General features: G+C 41.3%; 21 protein-coding genes and 1 pseudogene. 12 read left to right on the top strand and 10 right to left on the bottom strand.

Translation table 11 applies throughout. The features are described from left to right. Positions 1–43 precede the first annotated feature (43 nt). The 3 genes from AB8618_RS16375 to cyaY are packed head-to-tail and all read right to left on the bottom strand — an operon-like array spanning position 44 to position 1,949. A complete protein-coding gene (locus tag AB8618_RS16375; protein ID WP_413401067.1) occupies positions 44–949 on the bottom strand; it encodes a DUF2914 domain-containing protein in 906 nt (301 codons plus the stop codon). A gap of 23 nt (positions 950–972) precedes the next feature. Continuing rightward, a complete protein-coding gene (locus AB8618_RS16370) occupies positions 973–1,629 on the bottom strand; it encodes an alpha/beta hydrolase (protein ID WP_198523767.1) in 657 nt (218 codons plus the stop codon). After that, on the bottom strand, positions 1,626–1,949 hold the full coding sequence (gene cyaY, locus AB8618_RS16365) for an iron donor protein CyaY (protein ID WP_008109036.1): 324 nt from the start codon (positions 1,947–1,949) through the stop codon (positions 1,626–1,628). Before cyaY ends, AB8618_RS16370 begins: the two co-directional genes overlap by 4 nt. A gap of 148 nt (positions 1,950–2,097) precedes the next feature. Between cyaY and lptM the strand changes: the two genes are divergently transcribed. The 7 genes and pseudogenes from lptM to AB8618_RS16330 all read left to right on the top strand — a co-directional run bounded on the left by lptM (position 2,098) and on the right by AB8618_RS16330 (position 7,183). Continuing rightward, the gene (gene lptM / locus AB8618_RS16360) at positions 2,098–2,277 is read left to right on the top strand and encodes an LPS translocon maturation chaperone LptM (protein WP_413401066.1); all 180 of its coding nucleotides are present in this window, start codon (positions 2,098–2,100) and stop codon (positions 2,275–2,277) included. Next, positions 2,278–3,531 (top strand): diaminopimelate decarboxylase, encoded by a 1,254-nt coding sequence (gene lysA / locus AB8618_RS16355; RefSeq protein WP_413401065.1) that lies wholly within the window; start codon positions 2,278–2,280, stop codon positions 3,529–3,531. It begins immediately after the preceding gene. Positions 3,532–3,595: 64 nt separating this feature from the next. Beyond that, a complete protein-coding gene (gene dapF, locus AB8618_RS16350; RefSeq protein ID WP_413401064.1) occupies positions 3,596–4,426 on the top strand; it encodes a diaminopimelate epimerase in 831 nt (276 codons plus the stop codon). Next, the gene (locus AB8618_RS16345) at positions 4,423–5,034 is read left to right on the top strand and encodes a DUF484 family protein (RefSeq protein WP_413401063.1); all 612 of its coding nucleotides are present in this window, start codon (positions 4,423–4,425) and stop codon (positions 5,032–5,034) included. Before dapF ends, AB8618_RS16345 begins: the two co-directional genes overlap by 4 nt. Then, positions 5,031–5,972, top strand: a pseudogene (locus tag AB8618_RS16340) (tyrosine recombinase XerC); the annotation flags it as partial. The gene AB8618_RS16345 and the pseudogene AB8618_RS16340, both read left to right, overlap by 4 nt. Positions 5,973–5,993: 21 nt before the next feature. Then, complete coding sequence (locus AB8618_RS16335; protein ID WP_413401061.1) at positions 5,994–6,698, top strand: HAD-IA family hydrolase; 705 nt, start codon at positions 5,994–5,996, stop codon at positions 6,696–6,698. A 74-nt stretch (positions 6,699–6,772) separates the two neighbouring features. Beyond that, complete coding sequence (locus AB8618_RS16330; RefSeq protein WP_409424326.1) at positions 6,773–7,183, top strand: HopJ type III effector protein; 411 nt, start codon at positions 6,773–6,775, stop codon at positions 7,181–7,183. Here the strand turns inward: AB8618_RS16330 and AB8618_RS16325 are convergent. Both AB8618_RS16325 and AB8618_RS16320 read right to left on the bottom strand, forming a co-directional pair. Further along, on the bottom strand, positions 7,147–7,566 hold the full coding sequence (locus tag AB8618_RS16325) for a GNAT family N-acetyltransferase (RefSeq protein WP_409424325.1): 420 nt from the start codon (positions 7,564–7,566) through the stop codon (positions 7,147–7,149). The two genes, AB8618_RS16330 and AB8618_RS16325, sit on opposite strands and share 37 nt — an antisense overlap. Before the next feature lie 40 nt (positions 7,567–7,606). Further along, positions 7,607–7,912 (bottom strand): DUF6482 family protein, encoded by a 306-nt coding sequence (locus AB8618_RS16320; protein WP_008109023.1) that lies wholly within the window; start codon positions 7,910–7,912, stop codon positions 7,607–7,609. Positions 7,913–8,003: 91 nt separating this feature from the next. Here AB8618_RS16320 and AB8618_RS16315 point away from each other — a divergent pair, with 91 nt between their 5' ends. The 3 genes from AB8618_RS16315 (at position 8,004) to AB8618_RS16305 (ending at position 10,406) form a co-directional block, all read left to right on the top strand. Continuing rightward, complete coding sequence (locus AB8618_RS16315; protein WP_413401060.1) at positions 8,004–8,693, top strand: pseudouridine synthase; 690 nt, start codon at positions 8,004–8,006, stop codon at positions 8,691–8,693. A gap of 117 nt (positions 8,694–8,810) precedes the next feature. Next, the gene (locus AB8618_RS16310) at positions 8,811–9,185 is read left to right on the top strand and encodes a BlaI/MecI/CopY family transcriptional regulator (RefSeq protein WP_418157323.1); all 375 of its coding nucleotides are present in this window, start codon (positions 8,811–8,813) and stop codon (positions 9,183–9,185) included. Between the two features lie 9 nt (positions 9,186–9,194). Further along, positions 9,195–10,406 (top strand): TonB family protein, encoded by a 1,212-nt coding sequence (locus AB8618_RS16305; RefSeq protein WP_413401058.1) that lies wholly within the window; start codon positions 9,195–9,197, stop codon positions 10,404–10,406. 74 nt (positions 10,407–10,480) lie between these two features. Here AB8618_RS16305 and AB8618_RS16300 read toward each other — a convergent pair whose 3' ends face one another. Then, positions 10,481–10,864 (bottom strand): MAPEG family protein, encoded by a 384-nt coding sequence (locus tag AB8618_RS16300; protein WP_054202884.1) that lies wholly within the window; start codon positions 10,862–10,864, stop codon positions 10,481–10,483. A gap of 242 nt (positions 10,865–11,106) precedes the next feature. Between AB8618_RS16300 and AB8618_RS16295 the strand changes: the two genes are divergently transcribed. Further along, positions 11,107–11,988 (top strand): multidrug transporter, encoded by an 882-nt coding sequence (locus AB8618_RS16295; protein WP_409424322.1) that lies wholly within the window; start codon positions 11,107–11,109, stop codon positions 11,986–11,988. Positions 11,989–12,024: 36 nt separating this feature from the next. Here AB8618_RS16295 and AB8618_RS16290 read toward each other — a convergent pair whose 3' ends face one another. The 4 genes from AB8618_RS16290 to AB8618_RS16275 all read right to left on the bottom strand — a co-directional run bounded on the left by AB8618_RS16290 (position 12,025) and on the right by AB8618_RS16275 (position 17,175). Next, a complete protein-coding gene (locus AB8618_RS16290; protein WP_010392612.1) occupies positions 12,025–12,342 on the bottom strand; it encodes a DMT family transporter in 318 nt (105 codons plus the stop codon). Then, entirely contained in the window at positions 12,342–13,874 is a 1,533-nt protein-coding gene (locus AB8618_RS16285) for a bifunctional GNAT family N-acetyltransferase/carbon-nitrogen hydrolase family protein (protein WP_010392609.1), read from the bottom strand. The genes AB8618_RS16290 and AB8618_RS16285 overlap by 1 nt, the downstream gene beginning before the upstream one ends. Before the next feature lie 88 nt (positions 13,875–13,962). Continuing rightward, entirely contained in the window at positions 13,963–14,811 is an 849-nt protein-coding gene (locus AB8618_RS16280; RefSeq protein ID WP_413401057.1) for an MBL fold metallo-hydrolase, read from the bottom strand. A gap of 75 nt (positions 14,812–14,886) precedes the next feature. Continuing rightward, complete coding sequence (locus AB8618_RS16275) at positions 14,887–17,175, bottom strand: penicillin acylase family protein (RefSeq protein WP_413401056.1); 2,289 nt, start codon at positions 17,173–17,175, stop codon at positions 14,887–14,889. A gap of 156 nt (positions 17,176–17,331) precedes the next feature. Between AB8618_RS16275 and ycaO the strand changes: the two genes are divergently transcribed. Further along, a complete protein-coding gene (gene ycaO, locus AB8618_RS16270) occupies positions 17,332–19,092 on the top strand; it encodes a 30S ribosomal protein S12 methylthiotransferase accessory factor YcaO (protein ID WP_413401055.1) in 1,761 nt (586 codons plus the stop codon). Positions 19,093–19,162: the final 70 nt, after the last annotated feature.

The raw sequence follows: 19,162 nt of genomic DNA, 5'->3' as shown, positions 1-19,162 counted from the left end.
ATTACTAGCTTTTGGGATTAAAACTTATTCAATCTAAGGCTATTTAATTTGCTAAAACTCTAAATTCTTTTTGAGCGATGAGCAGCCCGTTTTCATCAACTACATCAACGCGCCAATGCCCTAATTGAGTATCCATAATATTTTTAGTTGAGTACGTTCTGTAACGCGGAGAAGTGACCTTAAGTGCCACTTCAGCCATTACTTCACCTTCAAATAGCCACACATGTTTTACCTGCTGGCCCTGTAAGTTTTTAAGCTCACTAAAAAATGACAGCGACTCTTCAAATTGATTTAAACGCACATCGGCGGCAAATACATTGGTTGGCTCACGGTTACTGACACTGCGAGTCAGAACTGCACGGCTTATAGTAGCAGTATCTATTTTGGCACCAATGGCCACGCTGGCAATATTTGCAGATGCAGCAAATTCTTTTTGCTCTGCAGGCTGTGCACTAACACTTTCAACGTCAGGGGCTTGAGTGGCTATTGTTGCAATGGTTGCCTCATCAGGCTCAGCAGTGGTCGTTGGCTCTACTTCTTGCTTAATAATACTTTGTTGAACTTTAGACTCTGATGGTACTTGTTCAGTAATAGGGGCTGGTTTTTGCTCATCCAAGGAAATAGTTTTAGGGTCTACAACGGCGACACTGCTCACCGGCTCCTCATCGGCATCTGTGGCTTTTTCACTCTCTACTGATGCTGCAATATCATCGTTTAGCGACACAATTGCTGCTTGTTGCTCAGTTAAATCAGACTGCTCATTAGGATGCGGCGTCCCTTGGTCAGCATTCACAGCGCTAGAAAGACCGTAAATAACCGCTGCAGAGGTCATAATCACCAACATAGAAATACTCACAATCCGACGCCAATGCCACTCATAGCTCACGTTGGGTTTGCTAGTAGATGGTTCGCGTTTTACATTTGCTGTTATTACTATTTTTTGACTCATTTTGACCCTCAGCGGCTCCTAAACTAACTTAAGCGAGAAATTAACCATTGGCGCACAGCTTGTAACTCTTGTGTACAAACCTGATGCCCCATTGGGTATTCTTGCCAACTTACATCCATGTTATGCGTTGATAATACTTCAAACGCACTTCTACCCGCGCTATGCGGTACAACGTCATCTTGGCTACCATGAGCCATAAATATATTTAACTGTGTTTGTTTTGCTTCATCTGCCAATTTATGTGGCACACACATGTAGGTTGACAGCGCCATTACACCAGCCAGCTTTTGTTCTAAACGCGGTGCTAAATGCAGCGATACAACGCCACCTTGCGAAAAGCCCGCTAAAATAATTTTACTCGCAGGTATGCCGTTAGCAATTTCTTGTGTAATGAGTTGCTCAACTTTGGCTGCTGATTCTCTAACCCCTTGCTCATCAGCACGTTTATCTAAATCCATAGATTTAATGTCGTACCATGAGCGCATTTGCATACCACCGTTAATAGTGACAGCCTGCATAGGCGCATGAGGAAAAACAAAACGCACCCCTAACTCAGTAGGTAAATCGAGCTGCGGGGCAACAGGTGCAAAACCATCACCTGAATCACCTAAGCCATGCAGCCAGATAACCGTGGCTTTATGGGTGCTTTGCGCTGGGTATTCTACAAACCCTAAACTCATAGTGTTGATTGCCATTTAATTTCTTGACCCGCTTGGCGTGTAGACGCTTCGTTAATGAAGCTCCAAAACTCTGCACCCGAGCGGTTATCAATCCATTGACCATCACGCATTTCAAAATGATGGCCATTGAATTTTGTTGCTACCCATACTTGGTGCAAAGGGGCTTGCTTATTAATCACAATCTTACTGCGATCTGGAAAAATAATTTCTAAAATACCTTGAGCCGATTCATAATCTAAATCTGCTTCACAATCATCAACTTGTTCTTCAATAGTGAACATAAGAGCTTCTGCTAACTGGTGATATTCGTGATCAGTCATCGTTAATTTCCTTTGCAGGCGAGGCGCCTAAATAATGGGTGCATGTTTATAGAGCTAGTGTAACAGGAATAAAATCATCCGCGAATAGCTGCATTTTTTAGATATTCTGTTACTCTGCGATTATAAAGCCAGCAACCGTATTAATCTAATGAAAGCGACATATACCTTACAATTAAAACAACTATTAATCAGCACCGTATTGTTGTGTGCATTAGCTGGCTGTGGCCAAAGCGGCCCGCTGTACTTACCCGAGCAGCCTGCTGAGCAAAACCAGCCAACTGACATCCCTAATAAACAAACACCCGTCGAGCAACAACAGGAGCAGTAAATGGATTTTTTTAATTATAAAAACAACCAACTATTTGCTGAAGATGTCAGCGTAGCAACCATTGCACAGCACTATGGCACGCCATGTTATGTGTATTCAAGAGCCACGTTTGAACGCCATTATTTAGCGTTTGCTAATGCGGCTAAAGATCACAAAAGCCTAGTGTGTTATGCCGTTAAAGCAAATTCAAATATTGCGGTGTTAAATATATTGGCACGACTTGGTGCGGGTTTTGATATTGTCTCAAAAGGCGAATTAGCACGGGTAATAAAAGCCGGAGGCGCTGCTAACAAAGTGGTATTTTCTGGGGTTGCTAAAACGGCTGACGAAATTGCTTATGCGTTAGAAGTAGGTATTAAATGTTTTAATGTTGAGTCGATTTCAGAGCTTGAGCGCATTTCTGAAGTAGCCTGCGAGCTTAATTTAGACGCGCCAATTTCTATTCGTGTTAATCCCGATATTGATGCCAAAACACATCCGTATATTTCCACTGGGCTTAAAGAGAACAAATTTGGCATTGGTATCGAGTCTGCTTTAAGCGTGTATCAACATGCTGCGTCGTTACCTGGCTTAACGATTGTTGGCGTAGACTGCCACATTGGCTCACAGCTTACACAAACCAAACCGTTTTTAGAGGCACTTGATAAACTACTGGCATTAATTGATGAATTAAAAAATACAGGTATTGAGCTAAGCCATTTAGATATAGGTGGAGGACTTGGAGTAACCTATGATGATGAGCAGCCCCCACACCCAAGTGAATATGCAGCACAAGTAACGCAGCGCCTTGCGAATTACCGTCACCTAGAACTGATTTTTGAGCCTGGACGAGCCATTGCCGCAAACGCAGGTATTTTAGTAACACAAGTTGAGTTTATTAAGCAAAACCAAGACAAATATTTTGCGATTGTCGATGCGGGTATGAACGACATGTTGCGCCCATCACTGTATCAAGCATGGCAAAAAATTATTCCTGTATCGGTGCGTGATGACGAAACACCTATCCACACTTATGATGTGGTTGGGCCGGTGTGTGAAACAGGTGACTTTTTAGGTAAAGATCGCCCATTAGCACTCAAACAAGGTGATTTGTTAGTACAGCGAAGCGCTGGAGCCTATGGTTTTACTATGAGCTCAAATTATAACTCACGTCCACGGGTTGCTGAAATAATGGTTGATGGTGAGCAACATCACCTTATTCGCGAACGCGAAACTATCGAAAGCCTATACCAAGGTGAGAAAGTTTTACCATAAACGTTTTTGCCAACTAGCTGCTCTGTGGCATGATTAGCACAGAGCAAAACCGAATTAGAGCGCTATGTTAGTTAATTTTTCCAAAATGCACGGCTTAGGTAACGACTTTGTTGTGATTGATAACATTACACAAAACGTTTTTTTATCCCGTGATCAAATCAAAAAGCTGGCCGATCGCCATTTCGGCATTGGGTTTGACCAACTACTGATGGTTGAAGCCCCTTACTCACCGGATCTCGATTTTCACTATCGTATTTTTAACGCTGACGGCCACGAAGTAGAACAATGTGGTAACGGTGCGCGTTGCTTTGCCCGCTTTGTACGCATGAAAGGCTTAACCAATAAACATAAGATTAGCGTGTCGACTAAGTCAGGTAATCTCACCCTGTATATCGAAAAAGACGGCCAAGTAACGGTTAATATGGGTCACCCTAATTTTGAGCCAAGTAAAATTCCACTCAAAGCAACCAAACGTGAGCTGACTTACATTATTCGCGCAGAAGAACATACCGTTTTTAGTGGTGCCGTATCTATGGGCAACCCGCACTGCGTTATGGAAGTAGACAATATAGAAACAGCCCAAGTGGATACTCTAGGCCCATTGCTTGAAAACCATGAACGTTTTCCGCAGCGCGCGAACATTGGCTTTATGCAGGTTATTTCTCAAGAGCACATTAAACTCAGAGTATGGGAGCGCGGTGTAAGCGAAACACTTGCTTGCGGTACCGGCGCGTGTGCCGCCATGGTGATTGGTTTTATCCAAAATAAGCTTACCAGCACAGTACAAGTTGATTTACCCGGCGGTAGCTTACAAGTGCGCTGGAGTGGCGAAGGCCATCCAGTGCGTATGACTGGCCCCGCTGAACATGTATTTGATGGGCAAGTGGCATTATGAGTGAGTTAACTAAACAGCAAGTAATAGACTACTTACAACAGCATCCTGATTTTTTAATTGAGCAACCTAAGCTGTTAGCGCAACTTGAGTTACAACAGCAAGTACAGGGTGCTACTTCATTAGTGCATATTCAGCAGCGTCAATTACGCGAGCACAATACACAGCTAAAAAATCAAATAGACAGCATGAGCAAAAATGCGACCCAGAATGAACTGGTTTATCGTTTATTTAGCCAATGTCACCGACAGCTGTGGAGTAATTACGACTTTAATACACTGGCCAGTAACTTACGTAATATTATTTGTATGAGCCAGACTATTAATGAGTGCAAGCTCGTTAGATACGACAGTGACTTTGAAGAGCTAGTAAAGCACCGACTGTCAGATAGTAATCATTATTTAGGCCGTGTAAATCAGCAAGAACGCGACTTACTCTTTAACAATGACACCCAATCGACCGCACTTTATTTAATTGGTGATCCGAGTAACCCCTACGCAATTTTGGCTTTTGGCAGCCACGATGAAAACCACTTTGAGCCCTCACAAGATAACTTATTTGTATTAGACTTTGTGCGCTCATTGCAAATACGGTTACTGGAACTGGCATGAGCGAAAACACGCCAAATATAAGCGACTTAAGCGACTTAAGCGATAACTGGCGTACACCCATTACATTATTTAGTGATTACTTAAAATTTGAACGCCAGTATTCGGCGCACACGGTTAATCAGTATGTCAGCCAATTAGGCTTTGCCGCCTTGTACTTTAATAAACTGTGCGACAATTGGTTTACGGTACAAAGTGAGCATATTCGTCGTTACAGTATGGCACTGCGGGCAAAAAAATTAAGTGGCAGAACAATCAGCTTAAAATTAAGCTGCATACGTAGTTTGTATAAATTTTTAAAAGCAAAAAATATTACTGAGCAAGCGCATTACCATAATCCGGCACAGGGCATAAAAGGCCCTAAATTTGCGCGGCCATTACCTAAAAACCTTGATGTTGACCAAATGGCTCGTTTACTCGAAATACCCGATGATGATCCACTCGCCATGCGTGATAAAGCAATGATGGAACTAATGTATTCATCAGGGTTACGCATTAGCGAGTTAGTTGGCACTAACATGCAAGATATAAACACTCGTAGCGGTGAAATATTAGTAAGGGGCAAAGGCGCAAAAGAACGCCTAATACCGGTTGGCTCCAAAGCACTTGAGGCATTAAAGAACTGGTTAGCAGTTCGCCCACTATTTATGGGCTCAGATGAACATGCGGTATTTTTGAGTAGCAAAAAAAACCGCATTTCTGTACGCCAAGTTCGTTTACGCATGCAGGAATGGGGCATTAAGCAAGGTATTAGCTCGCAAGTTCATCCGCATAAATTACGCCACTCATTTGCGTCGCATATTTTAGAGTCGTCTGGGGATTTACGAGCAGTACAAGAACTCTTAGGTCACAGTAGTTTATCTGCAACCCAAGTTTATACTCATTTAGATTTTCAGCACTTAGCTAAGGTGTACGATAACACCCACCCACGTGCTAAAAAAGAACCGACTAGAGCAGCAACTATGATCCGATTTAATCGCGCAATTTCTCCTTTTTCTGTGCTAAGTTTTGACTTAGACGACACCTTGTACGATAACCGCCCTATCATAACTGCAGCCGTTCAGGCGCAAATTGATTATTTAAATGCGCTACCAGGCTATAAAAAACAAGGACCACAGTTTTGGCAACAATGCCGTGAACTCGCGGCACTACAGCAGCCAGAACTTATTGATGACGTCACACAATGGCGTAAGCATACCTTGCGCTTAGTGTTGTCTGAATTAGGTTTTAAAGATGATGATATAGAGCATCATGCAAATAAGGCGTATCAAGCGTTTGCTGATGAGCGAAGCAATATTACGGTGAGCGAAGATGTACTAATATTGCTTGATAAACTAAGTCAACACTACAAATTAATTGCCATTACTAACGGTAATGTAGAGGTTGAGCGATTTAATTTAAAAGATAAATTTGAACTGGTGTTACAAGCTGGCTTGCATGGTAAAGCCAAACCACACACAACATTATTTGATCAAGCCGCAACACATTTACGTATCAAAAACAGTGATATTTTACACATAGGTGATAGCCTTGATAGCGATGTACAAGGTGCTAACAATGCTGGCTGTCAGTCTGTATGGTTAAATAATCAAGCACAAGCTTATGCCTATAAAGGGCTGGCTGATATTGAAATAACCAACATCCATGCGTTAACCCATTTAATATAACCTATGCTTGTTTTACTAATAATATAAGTTAGAGTTAGTTAATTAACTCCATATTATAATAACAAGGACAGCGTATGACGCTCACAGATTATTTAACAACGCTCGCTGATGAGCCAAAAAGTATTAGCTTTGCTGATACTATGGCCGTTATTGATGAGCACTATATTTTTACAGCATGCAGCTTCAGTAACCATGGGTTATTAAGCTCTGCGAGTGAAAATAACGGTTCGTGCAAAATTTTTGCATTTGCTAAGCTCAACGGTCTTAGTAAACAAAATACCTTAGATTGTTTTGGTAAATTTTACCGTGAAGATGTACTAGACAACCAAAATGCCGATGATCACATGAATATTCGTACGTTTATGTTAGCACCGGAGGCAACACCGTTTTTAGGAATTAGCTTTGATGGCACGCCTTTAACCGCAAAAGAGCAGTATTCAAATCAGCATTATTTAGCCGCTAATAACGGCTTTTCCATAAAGTAACGCGTACCGCTGAGCGGATAATTATTTAATTGATATTTAACTTGATAACCGCGCTTTTCATAGAAAGGTTTGGCTTGAAAATCTAAGGTGTCAAGCTGAGCATGAACGGCACCCATTTCAATTGCCGCACTTTCAAGTGATGTTAGCAACGAGTCAGCCACGCCTTTACCTCGTGCCGATTCAGCACACCACAACCAACTTATTAGCAGCCAATTGCCAAATACATGACCACTTATACCGGCAACTAATTCATTCTGTTTGTTGAGATATTTAAAGCCAAGAGCTTGGCGCTCTGCGTCGAAGTGTTGAGCATTAAACTCAAGCATATTAGCGCGCAGTGCTTGGTTTAATTGCTCAGTATTATCAGCATGCAATAGGTACATTGGGCGTTCCAAATAGGCCTATTTTAGCAAATACCTAATGTTAAAACAGGTTATTTTGTCCAAAGGGAACTTCAAGCATATTGCTAGAAATTTTTTCCGGCTGACCACACATTTCATCATAAGCGCTGGTATGCCTGAGCATCATTTGCGCATAAGCAATATCTTCAAAGCGTTTTTGAATATGTAATGGGCTGACTGCCTTTACAAATTCACCATCACTTTCTTGTACATAGTATTCAACATTATTAATGACAACAGACACTTGATACAAGGCCATCTCCAGTGAATGAACCACCACTTTTTGTAATGGCTGATGCTTTTTTAGTTCTGAAAATTGAATACCCATATTAACCTACCTACTGTTAAATTAACTGTCCAAGTAATCAATACGCAGCTTTGCTATAATCGCGATCAGATTTTTTTAATTACGCGCTATCATGGATCCAAAAATTCGACTCGCAAAGTACATAGCGCATGCCGGCGTGTGCTCACGTAAGCAGGCCTCACGTTTGATTGATGAAGGTGTTGTCATGGTTAATAATCGCCCCGCAAACCATATTGATCATGTGGACGAAAGCGACAATGTCATTGTTAATGGTCACGCCCTTAAAGGCCCAGCCGATTTAGTGTACTTTGCCTACCACAAACCAGTAGGGATTGACTGTAAACTCAATCAACACGACCCAAGTAGCCTTATTCATCATTTGCCGCAACTTACCCGTGTTTACCCTATTGGTCGCCTAGATAAAGACTCGCGCGGATTAATTATTTTGACCAATGATGGAGATTTTTGTAATCAGCTGATCCACCCTGACTTTCATCAACCCAAACGGTACTTAGTCACTGTGAATAAATCATTAGACGCGCATTTTTGTGAAAAAATGGCTGCAGGCGTCCCTGTCGATAAGCAAATGACTTTGCCGTGTGAGGTGACTAAAATCACTGACAATCAGTTTAGTATTATTTTAAAACAAGGACTAAATCGACAAATTCGTAAAATGGCGCATTACTATGGTTACAAAGTGATTGATTTATACCGCGTACAAATAAGTGAATTACTATTAGACCATTTAAATTTACCTGAAAACCAGTTTATAAAAATTAATAAAAGCGACATTTTAGGCTAATAAGCTCACGCTACCCCCACCCCCTCACTTTAATACGATTAAAAAATATAAAATAAACTTGCAAAAATAGATTACAAGTGTAGTCTTAAATTAAAGATTACACTTGTAGGCAATAAAATGATCGAATTATCAAAAGCAGAATTTGAAATACTCGATGCGCTATGGATTAGCTACCCCGCTAATGCCAGCCAAATTATTGAGCGCTTGAGTGATGATAAACAATGGCACGAAAAAACCATTAAAACCTTACTTGGTCGATTAGTTAAAAAAGGAGCGCTTAGCTTCGAAAAAGAAGGCCGCCAATATATTTACACCCCCTGTATAAATCGTGCTGATTACACCCAAAAAGAAAGCCAGAACTTTATTGAGCATTTTTTTAGTGGCCGTATAGCTCCGTTGGTAAGTGGTTTTGCAAAATCAGAAAAACTCTCTCAACAAGATATAAACGAGCTTAAAAAAGTCATAGATGACTGGGAAAAAAACCAAAAGTAAGGGATTCTCATGGTTATTCAAACAAGCTTTAATTGGCTAATAGAGCAACAACTATTATTGAGTCTGTTGTTTGCAGGATTTGTTTTACTTGAGCGCTTTGGCTTAAAAGCAATTGGTTCGCAGCTTATTTATAAATTAGTGTGGTTAATACCAGCCTCGCTGCTTATCGCTAATTTACCCAATGCAATTAGGCCATTACAAAACAGTCCAATTAGTCATTATATCATTACTCCAAATCAACCATTAATAAGCACTATTAGTATTAACTGGGCGCTATTTTATGTAGTTATTACGGCGCTGCTTTTATTCGCCACTTGGATTATTCACCGCCGATTTGTAAGCAACCTACAGCTTTGTGAAGTAACAAATTTACAAGCAGAAATAAGCTCAGGGGTAAAAACCTTTACTAGTCATCAAGTGGCAACACCTATGGTAATTGGGGTACTAAATAGCAAGCTAGTTTTACCACACAACTACAATACTCTGTTTGATAAAGCCACATTGGCGCTTATTTTAGAGCACGAAAATGTGCATATAAAACGCAAAGATAACCTAACAAATGCGCTGCTATTACTGGCTACAATTTTAATGTGGTTTAACCCTTTAGCTTGGATGGCATACGCAAGCTGTAGGCGCTTACAAGAGCTAACTTGTGATGAACGGGTACTAAGTAATAAAACCACACAGCAACAAATTTTATACAGCAAAGCCTTAGTAAACTGCGCTGCCAATGCGCCAGCGGGTCTGATGGCTTATTCACACTACGGAGATAAAAAAACCATATTACAACGACTTACTAATATCAAACATAACGGCGCACATTCGCGCCTAGCAAAAGGAAGCGCGTTACTTATAGCAGCAAGCTTGCTCAGTGGCTTAGCAGTAGCAAAGCAACCTGAAGCATCAGCTAAAAAAGAAACATCTATCGCTCCCGTAATGCGAATCGAACCGCTTTACCCAAAACAAGCGGCGGAACAAGGCATTAGCGGTTCAGTGGTATTAAAATACGACATAACCCCAGCAGGCAAAACAGCTAACATTACTGTTGTAAAAGCTGAACCAGAAGCAGTCTTTAACAAAGAAGCAAAAAGAGCACTGATGCAATGGCAATATACACCTTCATCAATGGGACAACAAAACGTACTAATACAACTTGATTTTGCACTCAACAGTACAGTTACAAAAAGTGATTTAATAGAGCGAGTTAACATATCGCATTAATGGGAATAAGTGTTTAAGACTATAAAGCAAGCACCCTTTTAGGCTGCTTGCTTTGTGGTTTTTGCTTATTCTCGTTATAAACTGACGGCGATCATGCCAATAGCGGTTCCCATGCCTACCAGCCAAGTGATCGAGCGAATAATATCGAGGTTTAAATAATAAAAAGTACAAAATAAAATACGCGCTACAATATGCGTCATCGCTAAAGTTTCGGTTACGGCATTAACATTGTTTGTGCCTAATACAGCAGCCAAAGCAACGGCAAAAACCGCTAACGATTCAAAACAGTTTTGATGAGCAGCCAGCGCCCGTGCTCCGAGTCCTGTAAGTTGTGTTTGTTGCTGGCGCGGATGTTTATTATCGTAACCACCGAGCTTATTCATTTCTATAATAGCTGGGATTCTTGCAACATAAGGCATAGTCACTGCCATTAAGGCGCAAACTAATAAAGTTGTCATTATCATTCTCAAGTTATTTTTTATAACTCAAAATAACACAGCAAATAGAAAAAAGCCGCCAAATATAAATAACCTGAGTTCTGGCGGCTAGTAGTAACATCCCAGACACTATAGCCGATTTAAGCAGTGCGTCACTGTGGCAAATTGTCGCAGGTGATGAATATTCATTATGCCTTTTTGATGGTCGCTTTAATGCCAGAGTACTGCTAAATTACTCCTCCGCTTATTGTATGTTGTTTAAGATGATTTGGATTTTACTGACTATTTTTGCCGCATTTATGCAGTCATGGCGCAATGCTCTGCAAAGTAAATTAAGCACTCATGTGAGCATTGCTGGCGTTACATTAGCCCGCTTTATTATGGCAAGCCCTATTGCTGGGCTGTATTTATATGCGCTTTATTATTACCAAGATGCTCCCTTTCCTTCATTCAACCCTTTATTTATTAGCTACATTATTGGTGCCAGCATAGTGCAAATTATTGCCACGGGACTCATGGTTAAATTATTTAAAATGAATAATTTTGCTGTAGGCGCCGGCCTAGCTAAAAGTGAAGCGCTTATGGCGGCCATACTCGGATTGCTGTTTTTTGGCTCAACGCTTTCATTACTTGGTTGGTTTGGCGTGTTTATTGGTGCAATTGCGGTATTGCTATTAAGTGGTATCGCCAATGTGAAACACTTTAGCTTAAAAACAGCATTAACAGGACTTGCCTGCGGTACCGCCTTTGCGTTGTCATCGTCATGGATCAGAGAAGCCAGCTTGAGTTCGGGGATTGCTTTTCCGTATGCGCCTGCATGGGTTTTATTGCTTGTTATTAGTTTACAAACACTAATGCTGTGTATTTATATTGCCTTAAAGGAACGCGATACATTTAAAACTATGTTTCAGCATAAGGGCATGACTTGTACGGTGAGTATATTTAGTTGCTTGGGATCAATAGGTTGGTTTAGCGCAATGAGCTTGCAACATGTTGCCTATGTAAAAACGCTCGGCCAGATAGAAGTATTTTTTACGATATTGATTGCTGTTTTATGGTTAAAACAACCGCTAAAACGCCAAGATAGCGCTGGGCTATTATTGATTGCAGTGGCTGCGATATTGGTAATGCTGCCGAGCAGCTAAAAAAGCGCAGGTATCAACCTGCGCTTTTTTTAATAACTAATGACTAATTTTTAGGGTGATCACACCACAAATAATCATTAACACACCAGCAATACGACCAAACGTGGCGGCATCACCGTAAAATAATATACCCACTAAAAACGTACCAGCAGCACCAATACCCGTCCATACTGCGTACGACGTGCCCATAGATATTTGCTTTTGCGCCAACCACAACATAAAGCCGCTCGCGACCATAAACGCAATGGCAATCGCGATGCCCTGCCAACGAGTTTCAGGAGTTTGAGAAATTTTTAACCCTATAGGCCAGCCAATCTCAAGTAACCCAGCAATAATTAAATACATCCACGCCATTAAATATCTCTCTTTTTCAATATCACTTCATACAAATCGTGACGGCGGTCTTTTAAGTTACGCACTGTCCCTTCACTGTGAAGAATTTTTAACTTATCCATATCTAAGTCGCTAAATAATAACATTTCTGTATTGGTGGTGGCTTCATTTAGTGTGGCATCGTGCGGAAATGAAAAGTCCGATGGGGTTAGTACCGCCGACTGCGAAAACTGCACATCTAAGCTTTCTACTTCAGGTAAGTTACCCACAGAGCCTGCAATAACCACATAACATTCGTTTTCAATGGCACGTGCTTGGGCACAATGGCGTACACGCAAGTAACTGTTTTTAGTGTCAGTCCAAAATGGCACAAATAAAATATCCAAACCTTGGGTGGCCAAAATACGTGACAACTCAGGAAATTCGACATCGTAACAAATTTGAATACCTACACGGCCTGCATCTGTATCAAATACAGCAATTTTATCACCGCCTTGGATCACCCAATCGTTTTGTTCATGCGGGGTAATATGAATTTTACGTTGCTCGTCTATTTTACCGCTGCGATGGCATAAATAACTAACGTTATATATTTTATCGTCTTCGGCAAGCGGCATTGAGCCGGTAATAATGTTGGCGTTGTATTCTATCGCCATACGCGACATGGCGTTTTTAAAGGTCTCTGTGTATTCGGCTAAATACCGAATTGCCTCGGTTTGATTACTTTGCTCGGTTAATCCCATCAGTGGCGCATTAAAAAACTCAGGGAATAAAATAAAATCGCTTTTGTAATCAGATACCGTATCAACAAAGTATTCAACTTGCTTAAGCATCTCTTCAACCGATTCAACACAGCGCATTTGCCATTGCACAGCCCCTACGCGCACGATTGATTTAGTTGACTCAATAACGGTGTCGGTTGGCTCATACATAATGTTATTCCACTCAAGTAATGTGGCATAACCGACCGACTCCTGATCTTCAGGTAAGTATTTTTTCAATAATCGTTTAACCTGAAAGTCATTGGCTAATTGAAAACTGAGTATGGGGTCATACAGCTCTTTTTGATCGACCTTAGCAATGTATTCCATCGGGGTCATTTCACTGCTGTGATTGTAATAACGCGGAATACGTCCACCCGCTAAAATAGCGCGTAAATTATACTGGCGGCACAATTCTTTTCGCGCATCATATAAACGGCGTCCTAAACGCATGCCACGGTATTGCTCACTAATAGCAACATCCAAACCGTATAAAGCATCCCCTGTGGTGTCGCTAAATACGCGGTCGTGGCCGTCGGCAATATCTTCATAGGTATGCGGGTTTGAAAAACGCGCATAATCTACCTGTACACTCAGCGCTAAACCCACCAGCACGCCATCATCCACAATACCTATTTGCCCTTCAGGGAATTGATCGATGAGTCTAAAAATAGTATGGCTTGGCCATGCGCCGCCTAGGTCGGGGTAAGCTTCGTCCATCAAGGTTTTAATTTGTGGGTATTGTTCTCGGGTTAAGTTACAAATTTCAAGATGGGTTTTTTCTGCCGACATACGCAACTCCTTGGGGCATGTAAGAATCAAAAAAGCTGAACACATGCTCAGCTTTATTAGGTTTATGCGTTTTTATTCGCGCTTTGCGCTACTTTAAACTGCGATAAAAAAGTGTGGTTACCCGCTCTTTAGGTAACCAATTAGCATATTCAAGGCCAAGTTCTGACAATGGATCTGCTTTAAGTACCTGCTCTAAACTGGCGTCATTTTGCATTGCTTTTAGCATAACATCTTTCGCTTTTTGCACCAGCTTACGATACGTGATCAGTCCTGAACGGTCACTTAGCGGGCCATGACCAGGAATAACTTGGGTTTTATCATCAATCTGATTAATCACATCATCAACCGCCGCTAAAACACCATCAACGCTACCCCCACTGTCTACATCAACAAACGGCAGGCTACCAAAGTTAAAGTAAATATCACCCATGTGCACAATATTATCATTATTGAAAAAAATCACCGCATCGCCATCGGTATGAGCATGTTGATAATGCACAACATGCGCTTGCTCATTATTAAAGTGCAGTGTTAAATCATGACCAAAACTAATTCGTGGTAGGTAATCCGACCCTTCGCCATGTTTTTCTTTTAGGCGTTTATGTACATTATTGTGGGCAATAACATGGGCTCCGGCTTTAGCAAAGTTTTCGTTACCACCGGTGTGATCGCCATGATGATGAGTGTTAATTACAAACTCTGCACTACCTGGCTTTAAGTCGCTAATGGTTTTTTTAATATCGTCTGAGAGTTTGGCAAACTGATCATCAATGATATATATGCCATCATCCCCTACGCTGGCTGCAATGTTGCCACCTTGTCCGTACAGGACGTATACATGCTCGCTCAGTTGCTTAGCTGTAACTGGGTTGTCATCCGCCGCCGCGTAGTTGCTTAGTAGTAAAGTCGTTATTAATGCCGGTAGTAATTTTTTCATTGTTGTAACCCTATAATTAATAATCATGGTTATAAAACGTGATAGCAACTTATTTAGCTCACTCTGCATCCAAAGCTAGTCGTTGATAGGCACTATTTCAATTTGATGCATGAATGTTTGCGGTAACAATGGGGTGTGCTTTCCTTCTACATACTCATCAAAACCGGCTCGATAAAACTCAGAAAGCGGGTGCCCTGATTGCCCTCCAGGCACTGTTAAAATCGCACTTTCTAAATGTCCAGGTTGGGCAATAAATCGCTGCGATGCGCCAAAACTGGTTTTTTGTACGGCAGGCATATAGCTATCACCAAACCCTGGAGCGGTAGGCATATTTAGTAGCTTACTCAATAGAGGTATTTGTTTAGCAAATGGGTGTTCAATCGCTAATTCGTTTACTTTACCCCATTGCCAATTTTGCATGTTATTACCAAACTTTGCTGTTAACTGTGTGAGTGTTTGCTCAAAAGCTGCCTGTAATTGCTGCTCCCAATTCGTAAATTGCGGGTTAACCCAACTTGCTGGCTGCGCTTTTATTAACTGCCAAACGGTGGGCTCCAAATCGCGCTTTACATAACTCAATGTACCATCCTGCTTATTGAGACTCGCTTCAATACTACTAAATAAAATATTTATTAGTTCATCACGATACGTCTTAACTAAGGTATAACCAACGGAGGTTGGGCAGGCGCATTGCTGCCAGTTATCCAGTGCATTGATATAATCTGCATAGTGTTCTGGCTGCTGTTTTAACTGCTCAAGTAATAAGCCATGCCAAGGAGTTAAAAAGCGCGCTTGATTGTCTAACTGTAATTGATAAAAGTCACCTTCGTTAAACTGCTGTTTTTCAAACAACCGATCGCGAATTTGCATCGCACGAGCACCTAAGGCATAGCCGCCATTACCAAAACGCGCATTATCCTCAGCCGAGACCACTCGCGAATTCCCTGTCCATAAGCGCCCACTCTCAGGGTTTTTAACAAACGGGCGAATAACTTCATTTTGCTGCCAAGTTGCTGAATATTCATTTTCATTAATGGCAAATTCACTAGGTGCTGTTCGCGCAGGAATACCGCCCATGTGTTTCCAAGCTGCACTGCCTTGACTATCTACCACCATTAAGTTTTGTACCGGAATACCCACGTTACTTGCAATATTAAGGGCATCATCCACTGTTTCAGCCTGCTCAAGCTGCAACAATTGCATATCAACGGCATACGGCTGATGCGCTGCCCAACTTAAGGCATAAGGCTGATTGTTAATGTATTTAACAGGGCCATACTCACTTAGCGTTAATGGATAGCTTTCACTGTTGCCATTAGGTAAGGTAATCACTTCATTTACTTGCCATGTTTTACTGCTATCAGTTAATGCAATCCAGTCGGCTGTATCTATATAGCCATTAGTAAATCCCCATGCAATTTTATTATTACTGCCAACCACAATGGCAGGCGCCCCTGGTAACGAAACACCGGTTACCTGATAAGCTTGATTGTGATGAGTGTAATTAAGCTGCGCTCGATACCAAATAACCGGCACCGCCATTGATAAGTGCATATCATCTGAAAGCATCGCAGCTTGCGTATTAGTTAAATCTGCGGTCACTGCCCAGTTATTACTGCCTACTTCTAAATTAGCAGTAATGCTTTTAATCGCCGCTAATGGCTGCGTTGGTAACTGAGGTATAGTTTGAGAATAAGGTGTTAAAATACTGCCATCTAATGCTGCTTGGTATTGGCTTGGTTGGGTTAAAAATTCAACCATTTTTGCACCGTATTGCTGCTGTATTTGAATTAAAGCTTGGTCGCGCTCAAAGGTAGCGGTTTGTAAATCTAAATACATGCTAAAAATAACTAACAGACTATCTTCGCTTTGCCATGGTTGTTGCTCAGCTCCTGTAAGTAGGTATTCAAAACTTGGGTACCCTACTTGCGCAAGTCCTTCGTTTACCCCTTGTGCATAGCTTTTTAGTAGTTGCTTATCGGCTTGGGGGAGAGTTTTTAAAATCGCTTGGCTGCGTTTACGTAATTGATGAAAGCGCATTTTTTTATCAAGAGCGAGCGCGGCTTTACCAAATAGCTCACTGAGCTCACCTGCGGCATTACGTCTAAGTAAATCCATTTGAAAAAAGCGATCTTGCCCGTGGGCATAACCCAAGCCATAAGCAGCATCATGGCGAGTAGCTGCAGTAATAACAGCTTGGCCAAGCGTATCTCGAGCAACTTTAACTGGCTGCGTTACCGCATCGCTTCGGCCTTTACCATCAAGGGTAGGTAAACTTAGAGTCAACACGCCGTATACAATGGCGGTCCCCCCAAGCGCTAAAACCACAACAATTAATAGCAACCGTTTGATTACTTTAAACATAAACATACCCTTCAACTTTTTCAATAAACTATTATTAGCATATATTCATAATCGTTCTATTAAAAACGCTACGAAAAGCGGGTAAAGGGTGAAATAAACATCAAAATCCACGATAATACACAGTTCATGTATTGTGCAGACCTAGTTGAGATCAAAATGACTGAAAAAACATTTATTAAAGGTAAAGACCGCGATTTAGAATCGTCTATCTCTACCATGCAAAACAAGCTAAAAGCGCTAAATATTAATATTGAAGAAGCGCTATGGCTTAACCCTGTAGCAAACTGTTATTCAGTTCATATAAAAGATAGCGACTGTGGTGTGATGTTTACTAACGGTAAAGGTGCTACTGATAAAGCCTCTATCGCTTCTGCGCTAGGTGAATATTTTGAGCGTTTAAGCTGTAACTATTTTTTTGCTGATTTTTACTTAGGTGAAGAATTTGCCAATGGTGACTTTACTCATTACCCGAACGAAAAGTGGTTTAAAGTAGCAGAAGATGAAGTACCACAAGGGATTATGGATGAAAGCTTATGGGATTACTTCGACCCTGAGCGTGAATTAACTGCCTCACACCTTTATGACTTTAATTCTGGTAATTTTGAGCGTGGTATTTGTACTGTGCCTTATACCCGCCAGCGCGACGGCCAAGATATTTATATTCCGGTGAACGTGATTGGTAATATTTTTGTTTCTAATGGTATGAGTGCTGGTAATACTAAATTTGAAGCCCGTGTACAGGGGTTATCTGAGGTATTTGAACGCGCCATTAAAAATCGCATTATTGCTGAAGGTATTAGCTTACCAATCGTGCCTGAAGATGTGGTAAAACAATACCCTAAAATTCATGAAGCCTGTGAAGAGTTGCGTAGCCATGGCTTCCACTTACGTATTGCAGATGCCTCACTTGGCGGTAAATACCCTGTAATGAGTGTTACGCTAATCAACCCAGTAGATGGCTCTGTATTTGCCTCTTTTGGTGCTCATCCTTCATTTGAAGTGGCACTTGAACGTACGGTAACTGAGCTACTGCAAGGTCGTCGCCTAGATCAACTAGACGTATTTCAACCTGCCACTTTTGACAACGACGAAGTAGCCACACCTGAAAACATTGAACTGCACTTTATTGATTCAAGCGGTTTAATTTCTCATGACTTTTTCCGTTCTGAAGCAGACTTTGAATTTGTACATTGGGACTTTAGTGGTTCAACTGAGCAAGAATATAACTTCTGTACTGATTTAATTCACAGCATGGGCCATGATATCTACATCATGGATTACACCCACTTAAATGTGTATGCATGTCGTATTTTAGTGCCTGGTATGTCTGATATTTATCCGGTAGATGAGCTTATTTGGCGTAATAACAACGAAGGCGCTAAATTCCGCGAAACTTTCTTATCACTTGATCAATATGACACTGAGCAACTGATGGAAATTTACGAAAACCTAGAAGAAGCTGGTCATAGCGATATTATTCGCGCTGCTGAATTCATTGGCTTAGCAACCGATGCCGATACGCCTTGGCATACTCTACGTATTGGTGAACTGAAAGCACACTTATGCTTAGCCGCAGGCAGCGAAGAAGCGATTGATTGGGTTTACTGGATTTTACATACCGGCCAAGTTAATGAAGACGCGATGCGTCATTTCCGTTGTTTAAAAGCTATTTTAGAAATTAAATACGATGACGAACGTGAATATACAAGCTACCAAGACGCCTTAGGACTGATGTTTGGCGCTAATAATGTAACCATCGCAATTGAGATTGCAGAAGGTCGTACACGCTTTAACGGCTTAACTTTCCCAGGCATATCGCTTGAAGGCTTTAAAAAGCACGCCGCATTATTGGATGGCTACCGCAAGTTACATGTTGCGAAACAGCATCATTGGGCACGCGAAGTTAGTGATTCATAATATCTAAACGTGTTTATAGTTAAAAAGAAAATGGCGCATATTTAACTGCGCCATTTTTGTTTCTAGTGTT

Source organism: Pseudoalteromonas sp. RW-H-Ap-1 (genome assembly GCF_048318575.1).
Classification (GTDB): Bacteria; Pseudomonadota; Gammaproteobacteria; order Enterobacterales; family Alteromonadaceae; genus Pseudoalteromonas.
This window is presented reverse-complemented; position numbering and strand designations above follow the sequence as displayed.

Bases quoted from the DNA above. Each gene is read 5' to 3' on its own strand.
- AB8618_RS16335 (WP_413401061.1), top strand. From the start codon at position 5,994: ATGATCCGATTTAATCGCGCAATTTCTCCTTTTTCTGTGCTAAGTTTT.
- AB8618_RS16280 (WP_413401057.1), bottom strand. From the start codon at position 14,811: ATGAAAAAATTACTACCGGCATTAATAACGACTTTACTACTAAGCAAC.
- AB8618_RS16295 (WP_409424322.1), top strand. From the start codon at position 11,107: ATGATTTGGATTTTACTGACTATTTTTGCCGCATTTATGCAGTCATGG.
- AB8618_RS16315 (WP_413401060.1), top strand. From the start codon at position 8,004: ATGGATCCAAAAATTCGACTCGCAAAGTACATAGCGCATGCCGGCGTG.
- AB8618_RS16310 (WP_418157323.1), top strand. From the start codon at position 8,811: ATGATCGAATTATCAAAAGCAGAATTTGAAATACTCGATGCGCTATGG.
- AB8618_RS16375 (WP_413401067.1), bottom strand. From the start codon at position 949: ATGAGTCAAAAAATAGTAATAACAGCAAATGTAAAACGCGAACCATCT.
- AB8618_RS16325 (WP_409424325.1), bottom strand. From the start codon at position 7,566: ATGTACCTATTGCATGCTGATAATACTGAGCAATTAAACCAAGCACTG.
- AB8618_RS16305 (WP_413401058.1), top strand. From the start codon at position 9,195: ATGGTTATTCAAACAAGCTTTAATTGGCTAATAGAGCAACAACTATTA.
- AB8618_RS16320 (WP_008109023.1), bottom strand. From the start codon at position 7,912: ATGGGTATTCAATTTTCAGAACTAAAAAAGCATCAGCCATTACAAAAA.
- AB8618_RS16290 (WP_010392612.1), bottom strand. From the start codon at position 12,342: ATGGCGTGGATGTATTTAATTATTGCTGGGTTACTTGAGATTGGCTGG.
- dapF (WP_413401064.1), top strand. From the start codon at position 3,596: ATGTTAGTTAATTTTTCCAAAATGCACGGCTTAGGTAACGACTTTGTT.
- AB8618_RS16275 (WP_413401056.1), bottom strand. From the start codon at position 17,175: ATGTTTAAAGTAATCAAACGGTTGCTATTAATTGTTGTGGTTTTAGCG.
- AB8618_RS16285 (WP_010392609.1), bottom strand. From the start codon at position 13,874: ATGTCGGCAGAAAAAACCCATCTTGAAATTTGTAACTTAACCCGAGAA.
- lysA (WP_413401065.1), top strand. From the start codon at position 2,278: ATGGATTTTTTTAATTATAAAAACAACCAACTATTTGCTGAAGATGTC.
- cyaY (WP_008109036.1), bottom strand. From the start codon at position 1,949: ATGACTGATCACGAATATCACCAGTTAGCAGAAGCTCTTATGTTCACT.
- lptM (WP_413401066.1), top strand. From the start codon at position 2,098: ATGAAAGCGACATATACCTTACAATTAAAACAACTATTAATCAGCACC.
- AB8618_RS16300 (WP_054202884.1), bottom strand. From the start codon at position 10,864: ATGACAACTTTATTAGTTTGCGCCTTAATGGCAGTGACTATGCCTTAT.
- AB8618_RS16330 (WP_409424326.1), top strand. From the start codon at position 6,773: ATGACGCTCACAGATTATTTAACAACGCTCGCTGATGAGCCAAAAAGT.
- AB8618_RS16370 (WP_198523767.1), bottom strand. From the start codon at position 1,629: ATGAGTTTAGGGTTTGTAGAATACCCAGCGCAAAGCACCCATAAAGCC.
- AB8618_RS16345 (WP_413401063.1), top strand. From the start codon at position 4,423: ATGAGTGAGTTAACTAAACAGCAAGTAATAGACTACTTACAACAGCAT.
- ycaO (WP_413401055.1), top strand. From the start codon at position 17,332: ATGACTGAAAAAACATTTATTAAAGGTAAAGACCGCGATTTAGAATCG.